This window comes from Thermus scotoductus DSM 8553 (assembly GCF_000381045.1).
GTDB lineage: Bacteria > Deinococcota > Deinococci > Deinococcales > Thermaceae > Thermus > Thermus scotoductus.
Genome location: NZ_KB905756.1, coordinates 1 through 22,199 on the forward strand (window position 1 = coordinate 1; position 22,199 = coordinate 22,199).

At 65.5% G+C, this 22,199-nt stretch carries 29 protein-coding genes and 1 pseudogene; 18 read left to right on the top strand and 12 right to left on the bottom strand.

Annotated elements, in window-relative coordinates; translation table 11 throughout:
- Positions 1-369 precede the first annotated feature (369 nt).
- The 4 genes and pseudogenes from F604_RS12090 (at position 370) to F604_RS0109080 (ending at position 2,261) form a co-directional block, all read left to right on the top strand.
- The gene (locus F604_RS12090; protein WP_248644163.1) at positions 370-675 is read left to right on the top strand and encodes a hypothetical protein; all 306 of its coding nucleotides are present in this window, start codon (positions 370-372) and stop codon (positions 673-675) included.
- A pseudogene (locus F604_RS0109070) lies at positions 638-790 on the top strand (ATP-binding cassette domain-containing protein); the annotation flags it as partial. The gene F604_RS12090 and the pseudogene F604_RS0109070, both read left to right, overlap by 38 nt.
- A gap of 59 nt (positions 791-849) precedes the next feature.
- On the top strand, positions 850-1,611 hold the full coding sequence (locus tag F604_RS0109075) for a hypothetical protein (protein ID WP_019551383.1): 762 nt from the start codon (positions 850-852) through the stop codon (positions 1,609-1,611).
- 11 nt (positions 1,612-1,622) lie between these two features.
- The gene (locus F604_RS0109080; RefSeq protein WP_019551384.1) at positions 1,623-2,261 is read left to right on the top strand and encodes an outer membrane lipoprotein carrier protein LolA; all 639 of its coding nucleotides are present in this window, start codon (positions 1,623-1,625) and stop codon (positions 2,259-2,261) included.
- On the opposite strand, the gene cysK is transcribed toward F604_RS0109080, so the two are convergent.
- Positions 2,258-3,172 carry a cysteine synthase A gene (gene cysK, locus F604_RS0109085; protein WP_026329099.1) on the bottom strand — a complete coding sequence of 305 codons (915 nt, stop codon included), beginning with the start codon at positions 3,170-3,172 and terminating at the stop codon, positions 2,258-2,260. The genes F604_RS0109080 and cysK overlap by 4 nt on opposite strands.
- Positions 3,173-3,300: 128 nt before the next feature.
- Between cysK and F604_RS0109090 the strand changes: the two genes are divergently transcribed.
- From F604_RS0109090 to surE, 3 genes are all read left to right on the top strand, one after another.
- On the top strand, positions 3,301-3,768 hold the full coding sequence (locus F604_RS0109090) for an FKBP-type peptidyl-prolyl cis-trans isomerase (protein WP_019551386.1): 468 nt from the start codon (positions 3,301-3,303) through the stop codon (positions 3,766-3,768).
- Between the two features lie 120 nt (positions 3,769-3,888).
- The gene (locus tag F604_RS0109095; protein ID WP_015715977.1) at positions 3,889-4,095 is read left to right on the top strand and encodes a cold-shock protein; all 207 of its coding nucleotides are present in this window, start codon (positions 3,889-3,891) and stop codon (positions 4,093-4,095) included.
- Between the two features lie 145 nt (positions 4,096-4,240).
- On the top strand, positions 4,241-4,990 hold the full coding sequence (gene surE / locus F604_RS0109100; RefSeq protein WP_019551387.1) for a 5'/3'-nucleotidase SurE: 750 nt from the start codon (positions 4,241-4,243) through the stop codon (positions 4,988-4,990).
- Here surE and F604_RS0109105 read toward each other — a convergent pair.
- Positions 4,938-5,756: an SAM hydrolase/SAM-dependent halogenase family protein gene (locus F604_RS0109105; protein WP_019551388.1), complete on the bottom strand. Its 819-nt coding sequence runs from the start codon at positions 5,754-5,756 to the stop codon at positions 4,938-4,940. The genes surE and F604_RS0109105 overlap by 53 nt on opposite strands.
- Before the next feature lie 7 nt (positions 5,757-5,763).
- Complete coding sequence (locus tag F604_RS0109110) at positions 5,764-7,230, bottom strand: tetratricopeptide repeat protein (RefSeq protein ID WP_019551389.1); 1,467 nt, start codon at positions 7,228-7,230, stop codon at positions 5,764-5,766.
- A 60-nt stretch (positions 7,231-7,290) separates the two neighbouring features.
- Here F604_RS0109110 and F604_RS0109115 point away from each other — a divergent pair, with 60 nt between their 5' ends.
- Positions 7,291-7,992 (top strand): tetratricopeptide repeat protein, encoded by a 702-nt coding sequence (locus F604_RS0109115; RefSeq protein WP_026329100.1) that lies wholly within the window; start codon positions 7,291-7,293, stop codon positions 7,990-7,992.
- 2 nt (positions 7,993-7,994) lie between these two features.
- Here F604_RS0109115 and ispF read toward each other — a convergent pair whose 3' ends face one another.
- Entirely contained in the window at positions 7,995-8,453 is a 459-nt protein-coding gene (ispF, locus tag F604_RS0109120) for a 2-C-methyl-D-erythritol 2,4-cyclodiphosphate synthase (protein ID WP_019551391.1), read from the bottom strand.
- Positions 8,454-8,469: 16 nt separating this feature from the next.
- Here ispF and F604_RS0109125 point away from each other — a divergent pair, with 16 nt between their 5' ends.
- Both F604_RS0109125 and F604_RS0109130 read left to right on the top strand, forming a co-directional pair.
- Complete coding sequence (locus F604_RS0109125) at positions 8,470-9,021, top strand: HD domain-containing protein (RefSeq protein WP_019551392.1); 552 nt, start codon at positions 8,470-8,472, stop codon at positions 9,019-9,021.
- Between the two features lie 37 nt (positions 9,022-9,058).
- Positions 9,059-9,379, top strand: coding sequence for an FUN14 domain-containing protein (locus tag F604_RS0109130; protein WP_019551393.1), 321 nt, complete (start codon positions 9,059-9,061; stop codon positions 9,377-9,379).
- 15 nt (positions 9,380-9,394) lie between these two features.
- On the opposite strand, the gene F604_RS0109135 is transcribed toward F604_RS0109130, so the two are convergent.
- Both F604_RS0109135 and F604_RS0109140 read right to left on the bottom strand, forming a co-directional pair.
- Positions 9,395-10,375, bottom strand: coding sequence for an asparaginase (locus tag F604_RS0109135; protein ID WP_019551394.1), 981 nt, complete (start codon positions 10,373-10,375; stop codon positions 9,395-9,397).
- Positions 10,372-10,653: a DUF309 domain-containing protein gene (locus tag F604_RS0109140; RefSeq protein ID WP_019551395.1), complete on the bottom strand. Its 282-nt coding sequence runs from the start codon at positions 10,651-10,653 to the stop codon at positions 10,372-10,374. The genes F604_RS0109135 and F604_RS0109140 overlap by 4 nt, the downstream gene beginning before the upstream one ends.
- A 21-nt stretch (positions 10,654-10,674) precedes the next feature.
- Here F604_RS0109140 and F604_RS0109145 point away from each other — a divergent pair, with 21 nt between their 5' ends.
- Genes F604_RS0109145 through F604_RS0109155 form a run of 3 tightly spaced genes read left to right on the top strand, consistent with a single transcriptional unit; the run spans position 10,675 to position 12,780 of the window.
- Positions 10,675-11,481 carry an ABC transporter substrate-binding protein gene (locus F604_RS0109145; protein ID WP_019551396.1) on the top strand — a complete coding sequence of 269 codons (807 nt, stop codon included), beginning with the start codon at positions 10,675-10,677 and terminating at the stop codon, positions 11,479-11,481.
- Entirely contained in the window at positions 11,468-12,103 is a 636-nt protein-coding gene (locus F604_RS0109150; RefSeq protein ID WP_019551397.1) for an ABC transporter permease, read from the top strand. Before F604_RS0109145 ends, F604_RS0109150 begins: the two co-directional genes overlap by 14 nt.
- A complete protein-coding gene (locus F604_RS0109155; protein WP_019551398.1) occupies positions 12,100-12,780 on the top strand; it encodes an ATP-binding cassette domain-containing protein in 681 nt (226 codons plus the stop codon). Before F604_RS0109150 ends, F604_RS0109155 begins: the two co-directional genes overlap by 4 nt.
- Here the strand turns inward: F604_RS0109155 and F604_RS0109160 are convergent.
- Together F604_RS0109160 and F604_RS0109165 are read right to left on the bottom strand one after the other, a co-directional pair.
- The gene (locus F604_RS0109160; RefSeq protein ID WP_019551399.1) at positions 12,777-13,286 is read right to left on the bottom strand and encodes a ubiquitin-like small modifier protein 1; all 510 of its coding nucleotides are present in this window, start codon (positions 13,284-13,286) and stop codon (positions 12,777-12,779) included. The two genes, F604_RS0109155 and F604_RS0109160, sit on opposite strands and share 4 nt — an antisense overlap.
- A gap of 61 nt (positions 13,287-13,347) precedes the next feature.
- Positions 13,348-15,171, bottom strand: coding sequence for an aldehyde ferredoxin oxidoreductase family protein (locus F604_RS0109165; protein ID WP_019551400.1), 1,824 nt, complete (start codon positions 15,169-15,171; stop codon positions 13,348-13,350).
- A 132-nt stretch (positions 15,172-15,303) separates the two neighbouring features.
- On the opposite strand from F604_RS0109165, the gene F604_RS0109170 reads away from it, so the two are divergent.
- Complete coding sequence (locus tag F604_RS0109170; RefSeq protein ID WP_019551401.1) at positions 15,304-16,245, top strand: carbohydrate kinase family protein; 942 nt, start codon at positions 15,304-15,306, stop codon at positions 16,243-16,245.
- Here the strand turns inward: F604_RS0109170 and F604_RS0109175 are convergent.
- Positions 16,201-17,160, bottom strand: coding sequence for a quinone oxidoreductase family protein (locus tag F604_RS0109175; protein ID WP_019551402.1), 960 nt, complete (start codon positions 17,158-17,160; stop codon positions 16,201-16,203). The two genes, F604_RS0109170 and F604_RS0109175, sit on opposite strands and share 45 nt — an antisense overlap.
- A 28-nt stretch (positions 17,161-17,188) precedes the next feature.
- Here F604_RS0109175 and F604_RS0109180 point away from each other — a divergent pair, with 28 nt between their 5' ends.
- Positions 17,189-17,569: a HEPN domain-containing protein gene (locus tag F604_RS0109180; protein ID WP_019551403.1), complete on the top strand. Its 381-nt coding sequence runs from the start codon at positions 17,189-17,191 to the stop codon at positions 17,567-17,569.
- Positions 17,526-17,909, top strand: coding sequence for a nucleotidyltransferase domain-containing protein (locus F604_RS12095; RefSeq protein ID WP_051080493.1), 384 nt, complete (start codon positions 17,526-17,528; stop codon positions 17,907-17,909). The genes F604_RS0109180 and F604_RS12095 overlap by 44 nt, the downstream gene beginning before the upstream one ends.
- Here F604_RS12095 and F604_RS0109190 read toward each other — a convergent pair.
- Positions 17,906-18,955 carry an NADH:flavin oxidoreductase/NADH oxidase gene (locus F604_RS0109190; protein ID WP_019551405.1) on the bottom strand — a complete coding sequence of 350 codons (1,050 nt, stop codon included), beginning with the start codon at positions 18,953-18,955 and terminating at the stop codon, positions 17,906-17,908. The genes F604_RS12095 and F604_RS0109190 overlap by 4 nt on opposite strands.
- A gap of 95 nt (positions 18,956-19,050) precedes the next feature.
- Between F604_RS0109190 and F604_RS0109195 the strand changes: the two genes are divergently transcribed.
- Entirely contained in the window at positions 19,051-19,740 is a 690-nt protein-coding gene (locus F604_RS0109195; RefSeq protein ID WP_019551406.1) for a hypothetical protein, read from the top strand.
- Here the strand turns inward: F604_RS0109195 and F604_RS0109200 are convergent.
- Complete coding sequence (locus tag F604_RS0109200) at positions 19,737-20,204, bottom strand: NUDIX hydrolase (RefSeq protein WP_019551407.1); 468 nt, start codon at positions 20,202-20,204, stop codon at positions 19,737-19,739. The genes F604_RS0109195 and F604_RS0109200 overlap by 4 nt on opposite strands.
- Positions 20,204-21,268: a peptide chain release factor 1 gene (gene prfA / locus F604_RS0109205; protein ID WP_019551408.1), complete on the bottom strand. Its 1,065-nt coding sequence runs from the start codon at positions 21,266-21,268 to the stop codon at positions 20,204-20,206. Before prfA ends, F604_RS0109200 begins: the two co-directional genes overlap by 1 nt.
- Positions 21,269-21,333: 65 nt before the next feature.
- Here prfA and F604_RS0109210 point away from each other — a divergent pair, with 65 nt between their 5' ends.
- Positions 21,334-22,128: a ZIP family metal transporter gene (locus F604_RS0109210; protein WP_019551409.1), complete on the top strand. Its 795-nt coding sequence runs from the start codon at positions 21,334-21,336 to the stop codon at positions 22,126-22,128.
- Positions 22,129-22,199 lie beyond the last annotated feature (71 nt).

Here is a 22,199-nt window from a genome sequence, read left to right on the forward strand (position 1 = left end):
CCTCGGCAGGCGAGCGCAATGCTTCTGGCTCTGCCACGGGTGTTCGTTTGGAGTTTTACCCATCGGACTACCCGATGGAACCCCCTACTCCAAGTTTCAAGGTCCACGGGGAACTTTGTCCCCAAGAACATTGTACCAAATCCGTGTCCACCTGTGGTGGACGTGGGGGAGCTAAGCTCCCTTCGGTCGCATGTAGCTGCAAGGTACGCTGCAAGGTACGCTGCGCGTGACCGCGTGACCGCTGACCCATGTATCCCCGGTTTGGTCAGCCTGTGTCACGCGTTAGCGTATCTTGAGGGCTATCTTGGAAACCGGGGGATTATAGCTCCCCCACACCCCCTCTTTTCTCTAAAGGCCCACCAGGCCCTTTTGCCCAAGCTGCTGGCCGAGCTTCTCCGCCACCCGGGGCTAAGGGGCGCAGGACCTCCGAAAGGCATCCTGGGTGTCTTGGAAAGGGTGGTGGGCTTCTTCCGGGCCCAGCAGCGCAAGGGTCTTCTCCGGTCCGATGAGCCTCCCGAGGAGATGGCCTTGGCCTTTGTGGGACCCTTGATGGCCCGCTTCCTTCTGGGGGAGGCCTTGGGGGTGCCCCTGCCCCTGGACCCGGAGGCCTATCTGCGGGGGTATCTGGAGGGCAGATATGGTGCAGGCAGAGGAGGTCAGTCGGAGCTTCGGTAGCCTCAAGGCCTTGGACCGGGTGAGCCTCGAGGTGCGCCCCGGGGAGGTCTTCGACCTCCTGGGGCCCAACGGGGCGGGGAAGACCACCTTGGTGCGGATCCTCACCGGGGTTCTCCTCTTTTCCGCCCTGGTCCTCTTCCTGGCCTCCGTGCGCTTCCAAAGGCAGGTGGTGGCATGAAAAGGATCTGGTGGGCGGGGTGGGTGGTTTTGGGCTTGGCCCTGGCCCAAGGGCGCCTCGAGGCCGGTGTTTATGGAGTTTCGGGAAGCTTAGCCTCCACCCTCGAGGGAGGCTTCACCCTGGAGCCGGGGGAGGTCTACGGGAAGCTCCAGGTGGGGCAGGAAAGCCGGGGGGCCTTGGGGCTTTCCTCGAGCCTCGCCCTAGGGCCCCTGGGGTACCTGGCCTATGGCCTGCAAGCCGAGGTGGGGGTGGGGGGGCTTGGGGGGATGGCCTTTGCCGAAGGGGGTGCCGGCCCCCTGGCCCTGGCGGCGCGGCTCGGCTACCGCTCCAAGAGGGTTTTCCCCCTGTTCCCCGAGGAGGGGGTGTTCGGCCGGCTTTCCCTGCGTTACCGCCTGGTGCCCAAGGAGGTGGTGGGCCTCTTATTGGAAAGGGGAGAGGTCTTGCGGGCCGAGGTGAGCTACGCCCTGAGGGAGGAGGCCACCTATACCCTGGGGGCGGGTTTTTCCGGCCTGCCCTATCTGGTTTTGGGCTGGAAGGGCGAGGTGGGGGAGGGGATGGAGGTTCTGGACCTCGCCCTGCGCTTAGGGGGGTTAAATCGCCTCGAGGCGGGGCTTTACTTAGGGGAGGCTAGCCTTTTCCTCACCCTTTCCTATCCCTTTGCGGGTAGCCTCGGGGTGTGGCTTGGGGACTTGGGGCTCGAGGGAGGATATAGGGAGGCTCCCTACGCCTGGGTCCGGTACGCCTGGAGGTGGCCATGAGGAGGAGATTTATGGAAAAACCCTGGGGTATTTTGCTCCTGGCCCTGGGCCTGGCTCTGGCGCAAAGCGTCTCCGAGATCCTGGACCGGGTGGAAAGGAACCTGCAGGACCCCTGGCAGGCGGTGGTGCAGGGCCAGATCCAGGGACCCGGAGGGCAGGAGGAGCTTAAAGCCCGGGTGCTGGCCATTCCCAAGGAAAACCTCTTCCGCATAGAGTTTCAGAAACCGGGCTCTCTGGAGGGCAACTTCACGGTGATCACGGAAAAGGAGGTCTGGAACTACCTTTACCTCACCAACCAGCTCATCGTGAGCCCCAAGGAAAAGGCCCAGGTGCAGGGCCTGGGGTTTAGCCCCCAGGGCCTTGGGGACCTGAAGGGGCTTTCCGAGCGGGTGAGCCTTCGCCTTGTGGGGGAGGAGCGCCTGCCGGAGGGGGTGGCCTGGAAGCTGGTGGGCCGGGCACAGGAGGGCCAGGGCTTCGCCACCCTGGAGCTTTACATCCTGAAGAACGATCCCAGGCCCGTGCGCTTCGTGTTTCGGGACGAGGCGGGGAAGGTGATGGCCGACCTGCGGGTGGTGGAGTTCAAGAAAGCCTCCTTACGCCCCCAGGATCTCAAGCGCTACCCCAAGGACGCCCAGGTGGTGCGGCGCTAGGGTTCGGCGTAGAGGGGGGTGGTGAGGTACTTCCAGCCGCCATCCGGGCTGATGCAGGCCACCCTCTTGCCAGGGCCCAGTTCCCTGGCCACCTGCAGGGCTGCCCACAGGATTCCTCCCGAGCTCATCCCCAGGAAAAGTCCTTCCTCCTTGGCCAGCCGCCGGGCCAGGGGAAAGGCGTCCTCCTCCCACACCTGGATGACCCCATCCAGAAGGGAGAGGTCCAGGTTCTCGGGGATGAAGCCGGGTCCCATGCCCTGGAACTGGTGCTGGCCCATCTTGCCCCCGGAGAGGACGTTGGAGCGGGCGGGCTCCACGGCGATCACCTTCACCCCGGGGATCCTTTCCTTCAGGTACCGCCCCACCCCGGTGATGGTCCCCCCGGTGCCCGAGCCGTAGACGAAGGCGTCGATCCGCCCCTCCAAGGCCTCAAAGAGCTCCGGCCCGGTGGTCTCGTAGTGGGCCCGCACGTTGGCGGGGTTGGCGAACTGGTCGGGCATGAAGGCCCCAAGCTCCTCCTTAAGGCGCAAGGCTTCCTCCCTTGCGGCCAGCATCCGCCTCGCCGGGTCAGTGAGGACCAGCTCGGCGCCGAAGGCCTCCAGCACCCGCTTCCTCTCCTCGGACATCTGGGCGGGCATAGTGAGGATGAGGCGGTAGCCTCGGCTTGCGGCGATCATGGCCAGGCCGATCCCGGTGTTGCCGCTGGTGGGCTCCACGATGACCTGGCCGGAGCCGGGGCGGAGGAGGCCTCTTTCCTCGGCATCCTTGATCATGTACCAGGCGGGCCGGTCCTTGATGGACCCCCCGGGGTTGAGGCCCTCCAGCTTCACCCAGACTTCGGCCATGTCGGGCTCCACCACCCTGAAAAGGCGCACCACCGGGGTTTTGCCGATGATCGTTTCCACCCGCATACCCCTACTATAGGGCCTGGCAAAAAGGGAAAGGTCCATTGGGTACAGAAAAAGGGCCGGCCATCTTTCCTCGAGGGGGGAGGTCTGCTAGGCTAAGGGGAGCAAGCCTGGCTTGCGAAAGGGTGACCATGAAGGTTGAACAAGACAAGGTCGTAACCATCCGTTACACCCTCCAGGTGGAGGGGGAGGTCTTGGACCAGGGGGAGCTTTCCTATTTGCACGGGCACGGCAACCTGATCCGGGGCCTCGAGGAGGAGCTGGAAGGCCGCGAGGAGGGGGAGATCTTCCAGGCCCGTGTGCCTGCGGACAAGGCCTATGGACCCCGCGACCCCGAGGGGGTCCAGGTGGTGCCCCTCTCCGCTTTCCCCGAGGACGCGGAGGTGGTGCCCGGGGCCCAGTTCTACGCCCAGGACATGGAGGGGAACCCCATGCCCCTCACCGTGGTGGAGGTCCAGGGGGAAGAGGTGACCATTGACTTCAACCACCCCCTGGCGGGCAGGGACCTGGACTTCGAGGTGGAGGTGGTAAGGGTCCGGGAGGCCACCCCCGAGGAGATCCTTCACGGCCACGTGCACGAGGGCGGGCATCACCACTAAACCTGCTGCCTTAGAAGCCCCAAGGCCCCTTGCGGTTTTGGGGCTTGACTTTTTGGGTAATCCGTGGGATAGTGAAGAGTCCCTGGAAAGCCAGGTGGGTTTTCGGGATGAAGGAGAAGCATGAAGAAGGGTACCGTCAAGTGGTTTAACGCGGAAAAAGGCTACGGGTTCATCCAGCAGGAAGAGGGTCCGGATGTGTTTGTGCACTTCACGGCCATCGAGGCCGAGGGGTTTCGCACCCTGAACGAGGGTGACCGGGTGGAGTTTGAGGTGGAGGCCGGCCGGGGCGGCAAGGGCCCCCAGGCCAAGAAGGTCCGCCGCCTCTAATACCACCCCACCCTGGCTCGCGCCAGGGTGGGGGCCCCGGTAAGACCACCCCAGCCTGACGAAGTCAGGCTGGGGTGCCGATAAAGCCCCGTTTTTAGCAGTGAAAGGCCCCCCATCGGGGGCCTCTTTCCTTTAGGCTTGGGTTATGCGCATCCTGGTTTCCAACGACGACGGCATCTTCTCCCCCGGGATCAAGGCCCTGGGCCTGGCTATGCGGGCTTTGGGGGAGGTTTGTGTGGTGGCCCCGGATGTGGAACAGTCCGCGGTGGGCCACGGGATCACCGTGAGGCGGCCCCTACGGTTCAAGCACACCGCCAGCGCGGGCTTCGGGGAGATCCCCGCCTACCGGGTGGACGGCACCCCTGCGGACTGCGTGGTGCTGGGGGTGCACCTCCTGGGCCGGCCCGACCTGGTGGTCTCGGGCATCAACATCGGGGTCAACCTGGGCTTGGACCTCACCCACTCGGGCACGGTGGCTGCGGCTTTGGAGGGTACTTCCTTGGGCATTCCCTCCATCGCCTTCAGCCTGGATACCTCGGGGGAGGAGCTCAACTTCACCCTGGCGGCGGAGTGGGCGGTAAGGATCGCCCGGCTGGTGATGCGAAGGGGGCTTCCCAAGGGGGTTCTCCTCAACGTGAACTTCCCGGCGGGGGTGCCCAAAGGGGTGAGGGTTACCCGGCTTTCCACCCACCACTGGGAGGACACGGTGGTGGAGCGCCTGGACCCCGAGGGGAGGCCCTACTACTGGATCGCCGGCACCCCCGTGGGGGAGGAGGAGGAGGGAACCGACCTTCACGCGGTGCGCCACGGGTACATCTCCATCACCCCCGTGAGCCTGGATTTCACGGCGGCAGATCTGTTGGAGGAGGTGGCCCGCTGGGTGGAGGAAGTATGACCACCGGCATCCCCTCCCTTAGCCCCAGGGCTTCCTTGGCGTTTCCCCGGTTGAGGGCGATCTCCAAGAGGCCTCCGCTTCCCAGGTAGGCCACGGCCTCTCCCGCTTCCACCTGGCCGAAGGTTTGGCGGATGGGGATGCGTTTCCCCGCCACCTCCACCACGCCCTCCAAGGGAGCCTCGAGGAGGGTGGTAATGGCGTTGCCGAAGCGGTCAAAGGTGAGGATCTCCCCTTCTGGGCCTGGGGTGAGGGTGAGGGGAAGGCGTATGAGGTCCTGGGCGGGCACCTCTGGTCCAAGCTCCTCGGCAGCCAGCCCTAGGGCCAGGTGGGCTGCGGCGGGGGCGAAGAGGTCGCGGCCGTGGAAGGTGTAGCCCCCCGGGGCCCAGCCCGGAAGGGGGAGGATGCCCTTGGGGCTTGGAGGGGAGATGCAGGTGATCTCGTGGGCTCGGATGGGTGGGTCCAGAAGCCAGGCCAGGGTGAAGAGGCCGTTGTCAGGCCCCACGTAAAGCCGCCTTCCTAGGGCGGCGATGGCCCGCCTCCTCGTGCCCACCCCAGGGTCCACCACCGCCAGGACCACCGCCTGTTCCGGCAGGTAGGGGAGGGCCTCAAAAAGGGCGTAGGCAGCCCGGCGCAGGTCCTGGGGGGGTAGGGCGTGGGCCAGGTCCAGGACGGGTACCCCGGGAGCTTTTTCCCAGAGCACCGCCTTCACCACGCCCACGTAGGGGTCCTCGAGGCCAAAATCGGAAAGGAAGAAGACGGGGTGCATTTTCTCGTTAAAAGGCCCGAAGCCAGAGGGCGGGGAAGAGGGCCAGGATCACCCCCGCCACCACCCAGCCCAAGGCCAGGCCAAGGGTGCCTTCCACCCGTTCCTTGGCCCAAAGGAGCCCGGTTCCCAAGAGGATGAGGAGGAAGGTGGGCCCGGGCACGGCCAGGGCGAAGAGGAGGACGGCTAAATAGGGGTGGAGGTCCTTATACCGCTCCTTGAGGACCAGGGGAACAAGGCCCCGGAAGAAGGGCTCCATGAGGGCCAGGCCCAAGAAGGCCAGGAGGTTTAGGGGCAGGGTGCCAAGCCCCAGGGTGTCCCTGATCCAGCCGTAGAGGAAAAGGAGGAGGACCAAGGCCGGCCCCACCCAAAACCCCTCGATCCAGCTGGACCAGGGTCCCAAAAGGGCAGAAAGGCGCTTGCGGAAGGGCCTTTGGAGAAGGAGGCTTGCGAAGAGGAGAAGGCCATAGAAGAGGTAAAAGCTGGGAAGGATCAGCTCTTTCTGGTAAGGGGTGATGAGGGCCAGGGCGTTGGCGAAAAGGGTTTTGCCCAGGAAGGCGGCCAGGAGGAGGGCCAGGAGGAGGGAGCCCAGGAGGGTCAGGTAAAGGCTTCCCGGCCCCGGCAGGGGATCCTCCACCACCTCGAGGGTGCGCAAGGGCTCAATGCGGCTTTCCCCGAGGAGGACGAGGAGCAGATAGAGCAGGATGACCAGAAGCCAAGGCCAGGCCCAGGCCAGGAAGCGGGCCGGGAGATTTTCCAAGGAAGCCAGCTGCCTTAGGGCGGCCTGTCCCTGGGAAAGCTGACCCTGCCCCAGGTAGGCCAGGACCAGCAGGGAGAGAACCTCGCTTTGCATCCGGGGCTCTGCCGCAAGCTGGGGAAGAAGCCCCTCAAGAAGGGGAATGGCCTCCTGGGGTTTCCCCGAGAAAAGGAGGAGGCGGCCCCTTTCCAGCCTCTCCGCCAGGGTGGGACCCAGGATCTTTAAGCCCTCCTGGGGCTGCCCCAAGGCCAGGTGGAGCTGGGCCAGGAATAGCCGGGCCTCGGGGGTGGGGGGCAGGTTCTGGGCGAGCCTTAAGGCCTCCTCGTACCGACGGAGGGCCTTGAGGGCCATGGCCCGCAGGAGGTCGGCCTCGGGTCCTGGGGGCAGGGAAAGCTTGAGGACTTCCGCGGCCCGGCCTCTTTGCAGGAGAATCCGGGCCCGAAGAAGCTTTGCCTCGGGCTCGTCGCCCAGTTGTCCCAGGTAGCTTTCCGCCCGGTCCAGATCCCCTCTTTCCAGGTGGATACGGGCCAGAAGGAGGAGGCTTGGCTGGTGGCCGGGGTCGCTCTTAAGGGCCAGCTCGCAGGTGGCCTGGGCACTTTCCAGGGCTCCTTGTTGGTATAGCCGTTGGCACCGGGCGAAATAGTCCTCGGCTCCCTGGGTTAAAGCGGTAGGAAGGAGGTGCAGGCCCAGCAGAACCAGTAACCCTCCAATAAATCTCATGCCTTCCAGTTTACGCTGCTCTTCTCTTGTACCGGGTATAATCCGCTGCGGGTGAAACCCATGAGGCGATGGATAACCTTGGTTGTTGCGATGGTTTGGGTCGTCGGCCAGGCCCAGGCACCCCAGGTGGGGGCCTTGGTGGATGCTGGGCGGTTTCAGGAAGCCTACGAGCTGGGCTTGAAACTGGGCACCCCCGAGGCCCTGGCCCTGGCGGCCAAGGGGGCAAGCTTCTACGCCCTTTACCAGGCCAAGCCAGAGGAGAAGCGGACCTGGTTTGAAAAGGCGGAGAAGGCGGCCTCCCAGGCCATCGCCAAGGACCCGGATTACCCCGAGGGCTACTTTGAGCGGGCCCGGGCCCTGGGGCGGCTTTCCCAGTTCAAGGGGATCCTCGAGGCCCTGGCGGAGGGCTTGGCCTCCAGGATCCGAGGCGACCTGGAGAAGACCTTGAAGCTCAAGCCCGACCACGCCGGGGCCATGGTGGCCCTGGCCCTCTGGCACTTTGAGCTGGTGCAGAAGGGCTGGTTGGTGGCGGCCACCCAGGGGGCGGATGGCTCACGGGTGGAGCCCTTGATGAAAAAGGCCATAGAGCTAGAGCCGGATGGGATCATCCACCGGGTGGAGTACGCCAGGGTCCTTGCCGCCTGGGGCAAAAAGGAGGAGGCCAGAAAACAGCTGGAAAAAGCCCTCTCCCTTCCCGCCAAAACTGCCGCCGACCGCTACGACCAGGAGAGGGCCCGGCAGGAACTGGCCAAGCTCAGATAAGCCTAGTCCTGCAAAAGCACCACCGCCCGGGCCTGGACGTGGGTGGGGGCGAGTCCTTCGGAGGTCTTGAAGGCCAGGCCGATGCGGTCCAAGGGCAGGCCTAAAAGCCGGGAAAGGTTCTCCTCGAGGGCCTTTCGGTGGGGGGAGAGCTTGGGCTGGTCCAGGATGATGGCCAGGCTTACCTGGATCAACCTTCCCCCCCTTTCCTCAACGAGGCGGAGGGCCTCCCTTAGAAAGACCTCGCTGCGGGCTCCTCGCCACTTGGGGTCGGTGTCGGGGAAGAGGAGGCCGATATCCCCAAGGCCAAAGGCGGCCAACAAGGCGTCGGTGAGGGCGTGCAGGGGAGCGTCCCCATCCGAGTGGGCCAGGGCCCCGTGGGGGCTTGGAATCAGGAGGCCGCAGAGATACAGGGGTTTTCCCTCTATAAGGCGGTGGCTATCCTCCCCGTAACCTAGGCGCATGGCTATACTTTAGGGCATGCCGAGCTTTGCGGAAGCCCTAGCCCTCATGGAAGCCTGGACGGAAAGCGAGTCCCTAAGGCGGCACATGCGGGCGGTGGAGGTGGCCATGCGGGCCTATGCCCGCCGCTATGGGGAGGACGAGGAGCTTTGGGCCATGGCCGGGGTCCTGCACGACATGGACTACGAGAAGTACCCCCAGGAGCATCCCTACCGGGGAGTGGAGGAGCTGAGGCGCCTGGGCTACCCGGAGGAGGTCTTGGAGGCCATCCTGGGCCACGCCTCCTACACCGGGGTACCCCGCAGGACCCTTATGGCCAAGGCCCTTTTCGCGGTGGACGAGCTTACGGGCTTGATCACCGCCGCGGTCTATGTGCGCCCGGATCGCTCCATCCTGGGCCTGGAGCTTTCCAGCTTGAAGAAGAAGTTCAAGGACAAGGCCTTCGCCAAGGGGGTGAACCGGGAGGAGATCCGGATGGGGGCCGAGGACCTGGGCCTTTCCCTGGATGAGCACATGGCCTTTGTCCTCGAGGCCATGAGGAAGGAAGCGGAGCTACTGGGCCTAAAGTAGTTGCCTTCGCCCCCTGTGTTCCGCTAGGGTGGAGGGCGTGGAGCTACCCGACCTAAGCCCTTACCTGGGGCAGGTGACCTTTGGCGGCCTGGCGGGGTATGCGGTGGGCTACGCCTTGAAAAAGCTGGGCCGCCTTCTGGCCGTGGCCCTCGGCCTCCTCTTCGTGGTCGTGCAGCTTTTGGCCCAGGCGGGCTACATCCAGGTGGACTGGACCCGCATCCAAAGGGATGTGGAGCCCCTCCTCCAGCAACCGGGTTTGCAGAGCCTGTGGGAGAGGCTCCTCACCACCCTCACCTACAACCTGCCCTTCGGGGCTAGCTTCGTGGGTGGGTTGATCCTGGGCCTGCGGGCTGGCTGAGGAGCAGGGGACGGCCTAGACCCAGGTGAGTTCCAGGTGGGCCTTCAGATAGCCCACCTGGAGCCCCCGGTAGTTCCTGCGTTCGGGCTGGTCCCAGGGGGTGGGCCCGGGATCCAAGCCCAGGAGCCTGAGGAGGGCCACCACCGCCACCTCCCGGGCCTGGGCCGAGCCGTCCTCCACCTTCAAGGCAATCCCCAGGGGCCCGTGGGGGCTTTCCAGAAGGGCCAGGCCGTAATAGCCGTCGGCTCCCCGCTTGGCCACCACCGGCAGGCGCTCCATCAGGAGGGTGTCGATGCTCCCGGGTCCTGCCACCAGCTCGGGGTGGCGGCGCATGATCTGCTGCACCTTGCGGAGGGGTTCCCGGTACGCCTCGAGGGCTCTTTCCGGCGCCGCCAGGAGGTAAAAGGCCCGGGCGGCCCGGGAAAGGGGCAGGGAAAAAGTGGGGACGCTACACCCGTCGATGGCCAGGAGGGGCTCCACCCCGGAAAGCTCCCTCAGGGTCTTCCGGTTCAGGACCTGGACCGGGTGGTCGGGGGTCTCGTAGCCTTCAGGGCTGGCTCCCAGGGCCAGGCTTACGGCCAGCATGCCCGCATGCTTCCCCGAGCAGTTGTGGTGGAGGGGCGTGGGGCTTTGCCCGGCTTCCTCCAGGGCCTTCCGGGCCTCCCTGGAGGAGGGAGGGTGGACCCCGCAGACCAGGGCCTCGGGGCCGAGGCCCAGCTTGGCCAAGAAGCCGGAAGCCACCGCCACATGGCGGGGGGTGCCGTCGTGGCTGGCGGTGGCCAGGGCCACTTCCTCCTCCGTGATGCCAAACCGCTCCACCGCCCCCGTGAGGAAGAGGGCCAGGGCCTGGAAAGGCTTGGCCGAGGAGCGCATGTAGGTCCAAAGCCCAGGGTTTCCCGCATAGGCCAGTAGGCCTTCCGGCCCGTGGATGGCCAGGGAAATGCGGTGCCGGTTTTCCACCTCTTGGCCGCGGTAGGCGTAGACCCAAGCGTTCACGCTCCAAGTCTACGCCGGGCTTCCTCAAAAAGGGGCCGCCAGTCCAGGCTAAGGTAGGGGGAGGGGAAGCCCAGGAGTTTCCCTTCCGCCTTTTTCAGGTTCCTCAGGCCTCCCCGCCCGCTCTTGGCCTGGTGCAGGGCCGCCGCCAGGAGGATGAGCCCCTGCAAAAAACGCCGTTTCTCTCCCTGCGCCTCCCGCCAGACTTCCTCCAGGGCCTCGTGGGCTTCAAAGTATTGGCCCTCTTGAAAAAGACGCCAGGCCTCACCCAAGGCTTCCACGCCTTAGGCTAAACTGGGGCCATGCGCTTTGTCCTGGTGCCCCTGCTGCTTGCCCTGGCTTCGGTTCCAGCCCTGGGGCTTAGGCTCGCCACCACCACCAGCGTCTACGACTCCGGGCTTTTGGACCGGCTTTTGCCGGCCTTTGAGCGGGCCACGGGGGTTCGGGTGGAGGTTTTGGCCGTGGGCACGGGGCAGGCCTTGCGGCTGGCCGAGCGCAAGGATGTGGATGCGGTCCTGGTCCATGCCCCGGACCTCGAGGGGGAAGCCTTGGAGCGCGGTATCATCGCCCAGCCCTTCTGCCTGGCCCAGAATAGCTTCCTCCTGGTGGGGCCAAAAGGGGATCCCGCCCGGATCCGGGAGGCAGGGGATGTCCTGGAGGCCTTGCGGCGGATCGCCCGGGCCCAGGCTCCCTTCGTGTCCCGGGGGGACCGCTCGGGCACCCACCTGAAGGAGCTGGAGCTCTGGCGGAAGGCAGGCCTCACCCCCGAAGGAGGCTGGTACCTGGAGTCCGGGGCGGGCATGGGCCAGACCCTGGTTCTGGCGGCGGAGAAGGGAGCCTATACCCTCTCCGACCTGGCCACCCACCTCACCGTGGGCCGCAAACGGGGGCTGGAGGCTCTTTATCGGCGGGAGGATCCCCTTCTCTTGAACCAGTACACCTACTACCTGGTGCCTCAGGGGGCGAAGGCGGAGGAGGCGGAGGCCCTGCGCCGCTTCCTGGCCACGGAGGAGGCGGCTCGGTTGGTGGAGGGTTTGCGGGTGGAGGGGACCCCGCTCTTTAAGCCCTTGAGGGGGCGGTGTATCATCCCCAGGGGTGGAGGCCGCTGAGCTTTTGGAAATCTCCTTGCGCAGCCTCTGGGTGGCGGGGCTTGCTACCTTGCTGGCGGCTTTTCCCGCCGTGCCCTTGGGGCTTTGGCTGGCCCTTAAGGGGGGTGGGGGGATTTTCGGGCGGATTCTCCTCTATGCCGGCCTCGCCCTCCCCTCCGTGGTGGTGGGGCTTTTCTTCTACCTCCTCCTTTCCCGCTCGGGGCCTTTGGGATCCTTGGGCCTCCTTTATACACCCTACGCCATGGTGCTGGCGGAGGCGGTCTTGGCCTTTCCCCTCATCGCCGCCTTCGTGCTTTCGGGGGCCAGGGGTAGGGTGGAGGAGGTGCGGCTTTTGGTGCGGAGCCTGGGGGGCAAGGAGGGCCAGGTGCTTCCCACCCTGTTCTGGGAAAGCCGCCGCACCCTGGCCGCTGCCTTGGCCGCCGGCTTCGGCGGGGCCATCAGCGAGGTGGGGGCGGCCACCTTGGTGGGCGGGGATATCCGCCACCACACCCGGGTCCTCACCACGGCCATCGTGGTGGAAACCCGAAAGGGGGAGCTGGAAAGCGCCTTGGCCTTAGGATTTATTCTCCTGGGGGTGGCCCTCTTGGTCACCGCCCTGCTGGTTATCCTGGAGCGGGAATGAGCCCGGTTTTGCAGGCCCAGGGGTTGGTCCACCGCTACGGGGATTTTCGCCTCGAGGTTCCCCACCTCGAGGTTTATGCCGGGGAGATCCTGGCGGTGCTGGGGCCTTCGGGAAGCGGCAAGACCACCCTCTTGCGCCTTCTTGCGGGCCTCCTTTCCCCGGAAGAAGGCCAGGTGGAAGGAGGATTCCGCGCCTATCTGCCCCAGACCCCTCCCCTTCTCCAGCGAAGCGTCCTGGAAAACGCCGCCTTTGGCCTTTGGCTTAGGGGTGTCCCCCGGCACCAGGCCCTGGCCCGGGCCTTTAGGCTTCTGGAAGAGGTGGGTTTGGAGGGCAAGGCTCGTCAGCCCGCCCATCTCCTCTCCGGGGGGGAGGTGGTGCGCCTGGCTTTGGCCCGGACGCTTCTGGTGGAGCCTGCAGCCCTGCTATTGGACGAGCCCACCGCCAGCTTGGACCCCGCCAACACCCTGAAGGTGGAGGCCATGCTAAAGGAGGCGGCGGAGGGAGGCCGGGGAGTTATCCTGGCCACCCATGATCTCTTCCAGGTGCGCAGGCTGGCCCATAGGGTGGTCTTCCTCTTCCAGGGCCAGGTGGTGGAGGAAGCCCCTGCGGACCGGTTTTTCCAAAGCCCAAGGGACTCGAGGAGCCAGGCTTTTTTGGAGGGGCGGTTGCTTCCTTAACCTCCGCCCCGGGCTGCGGCCAGCTGGATCCTTTGGAACCAGGCCTCGGCCTCCTCGCCCTCCACCTCCACCTGGAGCTGGGGGAGGGAAAGGCTTCCCACCCTTAAGGGTTCCGCCTCGGCAAAGCGCACCCGGGCCCCGGGGAGGGCGTAGACTCCCTCCTCCAGCTTTCTCCCGCCCCATTCGCTGAGGTACCTTTCCAAGAGCCAGGCGGGCAAAGCCCCGAAGCGCTGGGCGAAGGTTCCGCCCGCCACCGGGGGGAAGAGGTCCAAGGTGGCCTCCTCCGTCAAGGGGGTGGCGAGCCCTTCCAGGTAGCGCACATCCCGCCCCTCCAGGAAAACCGATACCCGCTCAGCCAGCTCCTCGCCTTCAAAGAGCTCCTCCTTTAGGGTGGGATAGGCCCGGACCAGCGCCTCCAAAACCTCCCCCACCGTCTTGCCTTCCACCCGGACCTGGCTTTGACCCGTGAGGTCGCGGAAGGTGGCGTACAGGTTCACCTTGGGCATAGCCTGAGTCTAAAGGAAACCCTGGCCTAAAAGGCCAGGGTTATGGGTGCCATTAAAGGGCCTAGTCGGCGGCGGCGGACAGAATGCCCAAGGCCTGGAGCTTGGCCGGGGGCACCACCCCCTTCTCCCAACCCCGCTCCTGGTAGTATTCCTGCAACATCAGGTCCAGCTCCGTGAGCTGGCCCTTGGAGCCTGCGCAGTCGGAGGGTTCCTTGAGGAAGCGCTCGGGCAGGTAGTCGGAGCCTTCCGCCCAGCCTGCCAGGTTGTTGTAGTAGCGCTCCAGGTTGTAGATGCGCTCCCCGATGAGGAGGATCTCCTCGGGGGTCACGGGCCGGCCCCAGTAGGCGGCAAGCTGCTTGGCGTACTCCTCGGGACCCTCGGCGAACTGGCTGAACTTGCAAAGGTCCAAGGAGTCGGTGAAGGCGGAGAGGTCCTGGAAGAGCTTGGTGAGCTTGCCCTTCCCCTCCCAGGCCAGGGGGTCGGTCTTGTAGGGCACCCCAAGGATCTCCGAGGCGGGGGTGTAGGCCCGGAGGTGGCAGGCCCCGCGGTTGGAGGTGGCGTAGGCGATGCCCATGCCCTTGAGGCCCCGGGGGTCGTAGGCGGGGATGGACTGCCCCTTGACCTCGAGGGCAATCTCGGGGTGGCCGATGGCCTTGGCAAAGCGGGCCGGGCCTTCCGCCAGGCTGTCCCCCACTCCCCGGCGGTAGGCGATGGCCTCGATGATGCGGGCCTCGCCCTCCTTGTCCCCAAAGCGGATCCCATCAGGGCCCTGGTAGTAGCCCTTCTCCGTGGCCTCCATGAGGACGGCGATGGCGTTACCCGTCTCGATGGTGTCCATGCCGTAGGCGTTGCAGAGGTAGATGGCGTAGCCCGTCCAATCGGTGTCGGTGTGGCCAGAGTGGGCCCCTAGGGCCCAGGCGGACTCGTACTCGTAGGACTCAAAGCGGATGGCCTTGCCGTTGATGTGGACCTCCACCATCTTCTTGCAGGCCACGGGGCAGGCGTGGCAGGTGTTGTCCTTGATGAGGCGGTGTTCGCGGATGTACTCCCCGGAGATGGTCTCTACTCCTTCCATGCAGGTGTGCTGGGCGTTGAAGGTGGGCAGGGCCCCCATTACGTTGGTGATGTTCATGAGCACGTTGGTGCCGTAAAGGGAAAGCCCTCCCTTTTTGGGGGCGGTGACGTTCTTGGGGTCGTTGATGGTGGCCGAGGCCTGGCGGTCGGCCTCCCGCCAGAGCTGGGGGTCCTTGGGCTGGGGCATGTTCTCCTGCTTGCCCACCACCACGATGGCCTTGAGCTTCTTGCTCCCCGCCACCGCCCCGGTACCCCCCCGGCCCGCAGCGCGCTCGTCGTTGTTGATCCAGTTGGCGAACCGCACCAGGTTCTCCCCGGCGGGGCCGATGGCCATCACGTCGGCATCCTCCCCGTGCCGCTCCCTAAGGATGCGGTGGGTCTCATGGGTGGTCTTGCCCCATAGGTCGGAGGCATCGTGGAGGGTGACCTCCCCATCCTGCACCAGCAGGTAAACGGGCTTTTCCGAGGCCCCTTTGATGAGGAGCCCGTCAAACCCCGCCCACTTCAGCTTGGCCGCGGTCCAGCCCCCCATGTGGCTATCCGTTACCGTGCCCGTGAGGGGGCTCTTGGTGACCACCGCCAGGCGCCCCGACATCTTAGCCCGGGTGCCGGAAAGGGGGCCGTTCATGATGCAAAGGAGGTTGTCGGGGCTAAAGGGGTCCACTTTGGGCCCGTTTTCAAACACGTACTTGACCCCTAGACCCCTCCCGCCCACATACATCTCCAGGTCCTTGGGGTCGGGGGCGAAGTACTCCACCTGGCCGCTAGAGAGGTTGATACGGGCAATCCTATGGGCATATCCACCGAGCATCCTTTACCTCCTTCTGGGCCAAAGGGAAGACACCTGTTGCGAAGAAGGCCACGCACCGCTGCCCAGGTTCTGGAGGATTATACCACCCAGACCCCCGGATAATGTAAAGGAGGTGACAGGCATAATGGAGCCATGCTGGCCCTTTTGGGGGAGGTCCTGGTGGACCTCATTGAGGAAAACCAGGACCCCTTGCGCTTTAGGGGGGTCCTTGGAGGCTCGGTGCTGAACACCGCCACCACCCTGGTCCGGTTGGGGTTTCCCGTGCGCTTCCTTTCTGAGGTGGGGGAGGACTGGGTTTCCGCCTGGAGCGAGGAGGAGATGAGAAAGCGAGGCCTCGAGCTCAGGCTTTTCCGCCATCCCGCCCCCATGCCCCTGGCCCTGGTGCGCCTGGATGCGGAGGGAAATGGGGAGTATAGCTTCCACCGTCCCTTTCATCTGCCTTACCGCCCAGGGCCTGAAGGCCTCCGGGGAGCCAGGGTGTTCCACTTCGGCTCTCTCCTGGCCCTCGAGGATCGTGTGGAGGAAGGCTTAGGCCTCCTTTTGCAGGAAGCGGAGGAGGAGGGAGCCTTTGTATCCTACGACCCCAACCTCCGGCGTTCCCCCGCCCCCAAGGAAAAGAAGCGGATAAGAGCCTATCTGGACCGGATAGACCTGTTGAAGCTTTCCCTGGAAGACGCCAAACTTCTTTTCCCCGAAGACCCCGTGAGGGCGGTGAAGACCTTGGATGTACCCCTAAAGGTCCTCACCCTGGGCCGGGAAGGGGCGGTGGCCTTTTTGGGGAAAGAGGCGGTGCGCCTCCCCGGCAAGGCGGTGAGGGTGAAGGATACCGTGGGGGCAGGAGATGCCTTCACCGCCGGGCTCCTGGCCCTTCTTCTCCGAAAGGGCTACGGCAAAGGGAACCTTCCCCGCCCGTCTTTGCCGGACCTAAAGGAGATCCTGGAGGGCGCCATCGCCCTATCCGCCTTGGCCTGTACCGTGCGGGGAGCCTACCTTCCGGAAAAGGGGCTCAGGTCCTGGCAGGTTCGATACCTAGGGGATGAGGAGGACCTTGCCCGTGGTCTTCCGCCCCTCTAGGGCCTCGTGGGCCTCCCTGGCCTTTTCCAGGGGGAACTCCGCCCCGATGCGCACCCGTAGCCACCCTGCCCGGATGGCCTCAAAGACCTCCCCCGCCCGAAAGAGGAGTTCTTTGCGGGTGGCGGTGTAATGGTGCAGGGTGGGGCGGGTTAGGAAGAGGCTTCCTTTCCGGTTCAGGACCTGGGGGTCAAATGGGGGCACGGGCCCCGAGGACTGGCCGAAGAGGACCAGATAGCCCCTGGGCCTTAAGGCCTCGAGGCTTCCCTCAAAGGTGCTCTGCCCCACCCCGTCATAGACCACGTCCACCCCCCCTCCGGAGAGGGCCTTCACCGCCTGGGCGAAGCCCTCGTAGGGCAGGGCGTAGTCCGCCCCCGCCTCGAGGCAAAGGGCCCGCTTCTCCTCGGTGCTGGCGGTGGCGTAGACCGTGGCCCCCAGCCGCTTGGCCCACTGGATGAGGAGAAGTCCCACCCCCCCGGCCCCCGCATGGACCAGGACCTGATCCCCAGGGCGGACGGGGTAGGTGCCCTTCAGAAGGTAGTGGACGGTCATGCCCTGCAGGAGGCTCGCTGCCGCCAGCTTGGGATCCAGCCCTGCGGGCACGGGTACCAGCCTCTCCGCTGGCACCACCTGGTACTGGGCGTAGGCACCCTGAACGTTGGCGAAGGCCACCTTGTCCCCGGGGCGTACCCCCACCACGCCTTCCCCCACCTTCTCCACCACCCCAGCCCCCTCCTCTCCCAGGGTGAAGGGAAGAGGCATGGGGTAGAGACCCCGGCGCTTGTAGGTGTCGATGTAGTTGACCCCGATGGCCAAAAGCTTCACCAAAACCTCCCCTGGCCCTGGCTCGGGGGTGGGGAGGTCCTCGAGGGCCAGGACCTCGGGCCCGCCTGTCTGATGCACCCGTACGGCCTTCATGGGGAACAGTCTACGGTAAACTGGAGGGGTGAATCGGGCTAAGGACTGGCTTCTCCAGGCGGAAAGGGACCTGGAGATGGCTGAGATCGCCCGGAAGGCAGGCCGGCACGAGTGGGCCTGTTTTGCTGCACAACAGGCCGCAGAAAAGGCGGTGAAAGCCCTTCACCTCCACTTAGGCCAGGAGGCTTGGGGGCACGTGATTGCCCGGCTTCTCAAGGAGTTGCCCTTGGAGGTTCCACAAGACCTGGTGGAAAAGGCACGCTACTTGGATGGGCTCTATATACCCACCAGGTACCCCGATGCGTTCCCCGAAGGGCCTTCCGCGGAGCACTACGGCCCTTTGCAAAGCCAGGAGGCGGTCCGCTATGCCCGTGAAATCCTTGAATTCTGCCGTGCTCAGATGGCCTAGCCGGGAGGAGGTGGAGGCGGCCCTTAGGGACTGGCTTGCCCGCCACCCCATCCCTGGTCTCTTGGCCCTGGGGTATTTCGGCTCCTACGCCCGGGGGGACCACGGGGTGGGAAGCGACCTGGATCTCCTGGTGCTTGTGGATGCCTCTCCCTTTCCTCCTTGGCAACGGGCCCTAAGCTTGCCCTTAGAGGAGCTTCCCGTGCCCGCGGAGGCCTTGGTCTATACCCTGGCCGAGTGGCAGGCCCTGCCCGAAAGAAGCCCCCGCTTTGCTGAAACCCTGAGGCGGGAGGTGCGCTGGCTCTTTCGCCATCCCGCCCTTTCCCCTCTGGATCCTCCTTAAAATCCCCTCTGGTACTGGGGTGGGACCTCTGGGGCTACCCCTAGGGCCTTGGCCGCCTTTAGGGGAAAGTAGGGGTCCCGGAGGAGAACCCGGCCCAGGAGCACCAGATCGGCGCTTCCCGCCTGGAGGAGGGTTTCCGCCTGCTCGGGGGTGGTGATGAGGCCCACGGCCCCCGTCCTCATGCCCACCTCCTTGCGCACGGCGTCGGCGAAGGGCACCTGGAAGCCGGGGGCCAGGGGAATCCGCACCCTGGGTATCACCCCGCCGGAGGAGCAGTCCAAAAGGTCCACCCCAAGTTCCTTTAGCCGGCGGGCGAAGGCCAGGGTGTCCTTAAGGCCCCATCCTCCTTCCCCCCAGTCCGTGGCGGAGACCCGCACGAAAAGGGGAAGCTCCCTGGGCACCACCTCCCGCACTGCCTGGGCCACCTGGAGGGGAAAGCGCATGCGGTTTTCCAGGCTTCCCCCGTAGGCGTCGGTGCGCTGGTTGGAAAGGGGGGAGAGGAAGGAGGAAAGGAGGTAGCCATGGGCCATGTGGAGCTCGATCACCTGAAAGCCTGCCCTAAGGGCTCGTCTGGCTCCTTCCACGAAGGCCTGGAGGATGCGCTCCATCCCTGCTTCGTCCAGGGGTTCGGGTACCGGGTAGCCCTCGTCAAAGGGAATGGGGCTTGGCCCCACCACCCGCCAGCCCAGGGGCTTTCCCCCTTCCCAGGGCCTGGCGGTCCCCGCCTTGCGCCCGGCGTGGGCCAGCTGGATCCCCGGCACCGCTCCAGCTTCCCGGATCCTCCGGGCAAGCTCCTTCAGGCCCGGAAGGTGATCCTCCGACCAGATGCCCAGGTCATAGGGGCTGATACGGCCCAAAGGTTCCACGGCGGTGGCCTCCACCAGAATGAGCCCCACGCCCCCAAGGGCCCGCATGGGGTAGTGGAGGAGGTGCCAGTCGGTTACCTCTCCCTCCAAGGTGGCGGAGTACTGGCACATGGGGGACATGGCCAGGCGGTTTTTCAGCCGGAGGCCGCCGAGTTCCAGGGGGGTGAAGAGCAAGGCCATGCCTCCATTATGGAGGACTCTTGAAGGAAATCGTAAGGAAACCGTCCCGTGGGGGCCGGGTTTCCCCGCGCTCTTTTTGGGGATAGACTGGTCTTATGAACCCCGGCTTCGGTCAGGGGCAAGGTTCCGATCTGGCGGCTGCCTTCCGCTACGTGGAAAGCCTCCTCTTCGGGGATATGGAGCGCCCTGGCCTCACCCTTTACGACCTGCAGCGCTTGGTGGGGTACCCCGCCAAGGGGGAGGGTCCTTTGGCCTACACCCTGCCCCGCAGCAAGGGCCTTTCCAGGGTGCAGGCGGTGCGCCTGTACTACTATCCCAAGGATCCCGTCCTTCAGCTCATCGTGGAGATTGAGGATCTGGAAGGGAGAAAGCACCTTCGCCACTTCCGCTGGAACGGCTTTACCTGGGAAACCCCCGAGGGGGGGCAGGGGGAGCTGAAGCCCACCCGGGAGGAGCCTGGCTCCGTTCAAGTGGGGGAGGATTTCTTCTTGGGCTTCCCCCGGGAGGAGGCCCTGGAGCTGGAGGAGGCGGTGCGCAAGGGGGAGGCCTCGGGGGTCAAGTACCTCCTGTGCCCCCGGTGCCACACCCGGATCTTCTACGCTCCCTCGGTCCGCCCCGCGGGCCTCGTCTGCCCCCGGTGCGGCAACTCCACCCTCCTCTTCAAGGCCCTTTCCGCACCGGAGGGAGCCAAGGACCCCCTCGAGGCCCTGGCGGAGGAACAGCGGGCCCTGAGGAAGGCCATAGAGGAGCTTACCGCTTACCTCAAGCGGAAGCTGGGCCCCTAGACCCGGGTTCCCGGCTGGCCCCAGCCCGTGTAGGCGTAGAACCGTCCCCGTTCCCCTCCCAGATAGTCCAAGAGCGGCTCCAGCAAGGGGCGATGGCCAGCAAGCTTTACCGCCACCTCTTCCGGGGTGAAGAACCGGGCTTCCACAATGTGGCCGTCGGGATCCCTGGGGTTCAAAAGCCCCTCGTAGCTGGCCCGAAAGGCCATGGCCAGGGTACGCTCGTTCTTGCGGCGGTCCTCCACCTGGATGGCGTAGGCCAGGTGCTCAATGGCCTTCACCCTAAGGCCGGTTTCCTCCCGCACCTCCCGCACCAGGGCTTCCAGGGCTGTCTCTCCCGGCTCCACCGTGCCCCCGGGAAGGGTATAGCGCACCAAGCCCTTCCGGCCCCAGTCGTTGCCCACCAGGAGGACCCGGCCCTGGCGGTCCAGGAGGATGGCCGCCACCACCAGGATCTCCCGGCGCATCACGCTTCCGTCATGGCCTCCAGCTGCCGTTCCTGGTCGGCCCGTCTAAGGGCTTCCAAAAGGGGCTGGAGGTTTCCTGAGAGGATGCCCTCGAGGTCGTGGGTGGTAAAGCCGATGCGGTGGTCCGTGACCCGGGACTGGGGGAAGTTGTAGGTGCGGATCTTCTCCGAGCGCTCCCCGGAGCCGATCTGGGCCAGGCGGGCCTTTCGGAGCTTCTCCTCTTCCTCCGCCCGCTTCATCTCCAAAAGGCGGCTCCTTAAGATCATCAGGGCCTTCTCCCGGTTCTTGATCTGGCTACGGGAGTCCTGGCAGGTGACCATGATTCCCGTGGGCAGGTGCACCACCCGCACGGCGCTATCGGTGGTGTTTACCCCCTGGCCTCCAGGCCCCGAGGCCCGCATCACGTCGATGCGGATCTCGTCCATGTTGAGCTGGAAGTCGGACTCCTCCGCCTTGGGCAAAACCGCTACCGTGGCCGTGGAGGTGTGGATCCGCCCTTGGGTTTCCGTGGCGGGAACCCGTTGCACCCGGTGGACTCCGCTTTCATACTTAAAGGTGCCGTAGGCCCCCGGGCCCCGGATCTCCACGATCACCTTGGAGAAGCCCCCCAGGTCCGTGGGATGGGAGTCCAGGATCTCCGTCTCAAACCCCATCTCCTCGGCGAAGCGAAGGTACATCTCCAGAAGGTCGCGGGCGAAAAGGGCGGCCTCCTCACCCCCGGTGCCGGCCCGGATCTCCAGGATGGCGTCCCGTTCGTCCAGGGGGTCTTTGGGCAAGAGGTGGCGCTCCAGCTCCTTTTCCAGCTCCGCCTTACGGGCAAGAAGGGCCTCCTTCTCCGCCTTGGCCACCTCGCGGAGCTCGGGATCCTCGAGGAGGCTCTCCACCCCCTCCAGGTCTTCCAGCACTTTCCGGTATTCCCGGATGAGGGCGATCACCTCCCCCATCTCGGCGTAGCGCCGGGAGAGGCTTTGGTAGCGCCCCTTGTCCTTAAGCACCTCAGGGTCGGAAAGGAGCGCCTCCAGCTCCCGGTACTCTTCCTCTAGGCGGTCAAGCTTGTCCAGCATACCTGTTTCCAGGATAGCGCACCCAGCCCTTGACCCCGGTTTTAGGTTAGCCTAAACTCGGGGGCATGGAGCCCTTTCTCCTTTACGCCCTCTTGGGCGGCCTCTTCACCTGGGGCCTCACGGCGGTAGGGGCGGCGAGTGTCTTCTTCGCCCGGGAGCCGAGCCGGAAGCTCCTAGACGGCATGTTGGGCTTCGCCGCCGGGGTGATGCTGGCGGCGAGCGTCTTCTCCCTCCTCCTTCCGGGCATGGAAATGGCAGAAGCCCAGGGGAAAAATCCCATTCTCCCCGCGGTGGTCGGGTTCCTCCTGGGCGGGGGGCTTATCCGGCTTTTGGACCGCTACCTGCCCCACGTCCACCTGGGCCCTAAGGACGCCCCCGAGGGGCTCAAGACCCTCTGGCGGCGCACCACCCTCCTCATCCTGGCCGTCACCCTCCACAACTTCCCCGAGGGGCTCGCCGTGGGGGTGGCCTTCGGGGCGGCGGGGCTGGACCCTACGGGAACCGCCACCTTAGGCGGGGCCATCGCCCTCGCCTTGGGCATCGGCCTCCAGAACCTCCCCGAGGGCCTGGCCATCGCCTGGCCCTTAAGGCGGGTGGGGATCGGGGCGGGCCTCGCCTGGTTTTACGGGCAGCTTTCCGCCATCGTGGAGCCTCTGGGGGCGGTGCTCGGAGCCCTCCTCGTGGCCCAGATGATGGCCCTCCTTCCCTACCTCATGGCCATGGCCGCCGGGGCCATGGTCTTCGTGGTGGTGGAGGAGGTGATCCCGGAAAGCCAGGCGGAGGGGAACGGGGATGTGTCCACCTTTGGGGTCATGATGGGCTTTGCCGTGATGATGGCCCTGGACGTGGCCCTGGGCTGATTCCTTCCTTAGAGAAAAGAGGGGGTGTGGGGGAGCTATAATCCCCCGGTTTTTAAACCGGGGATACATGG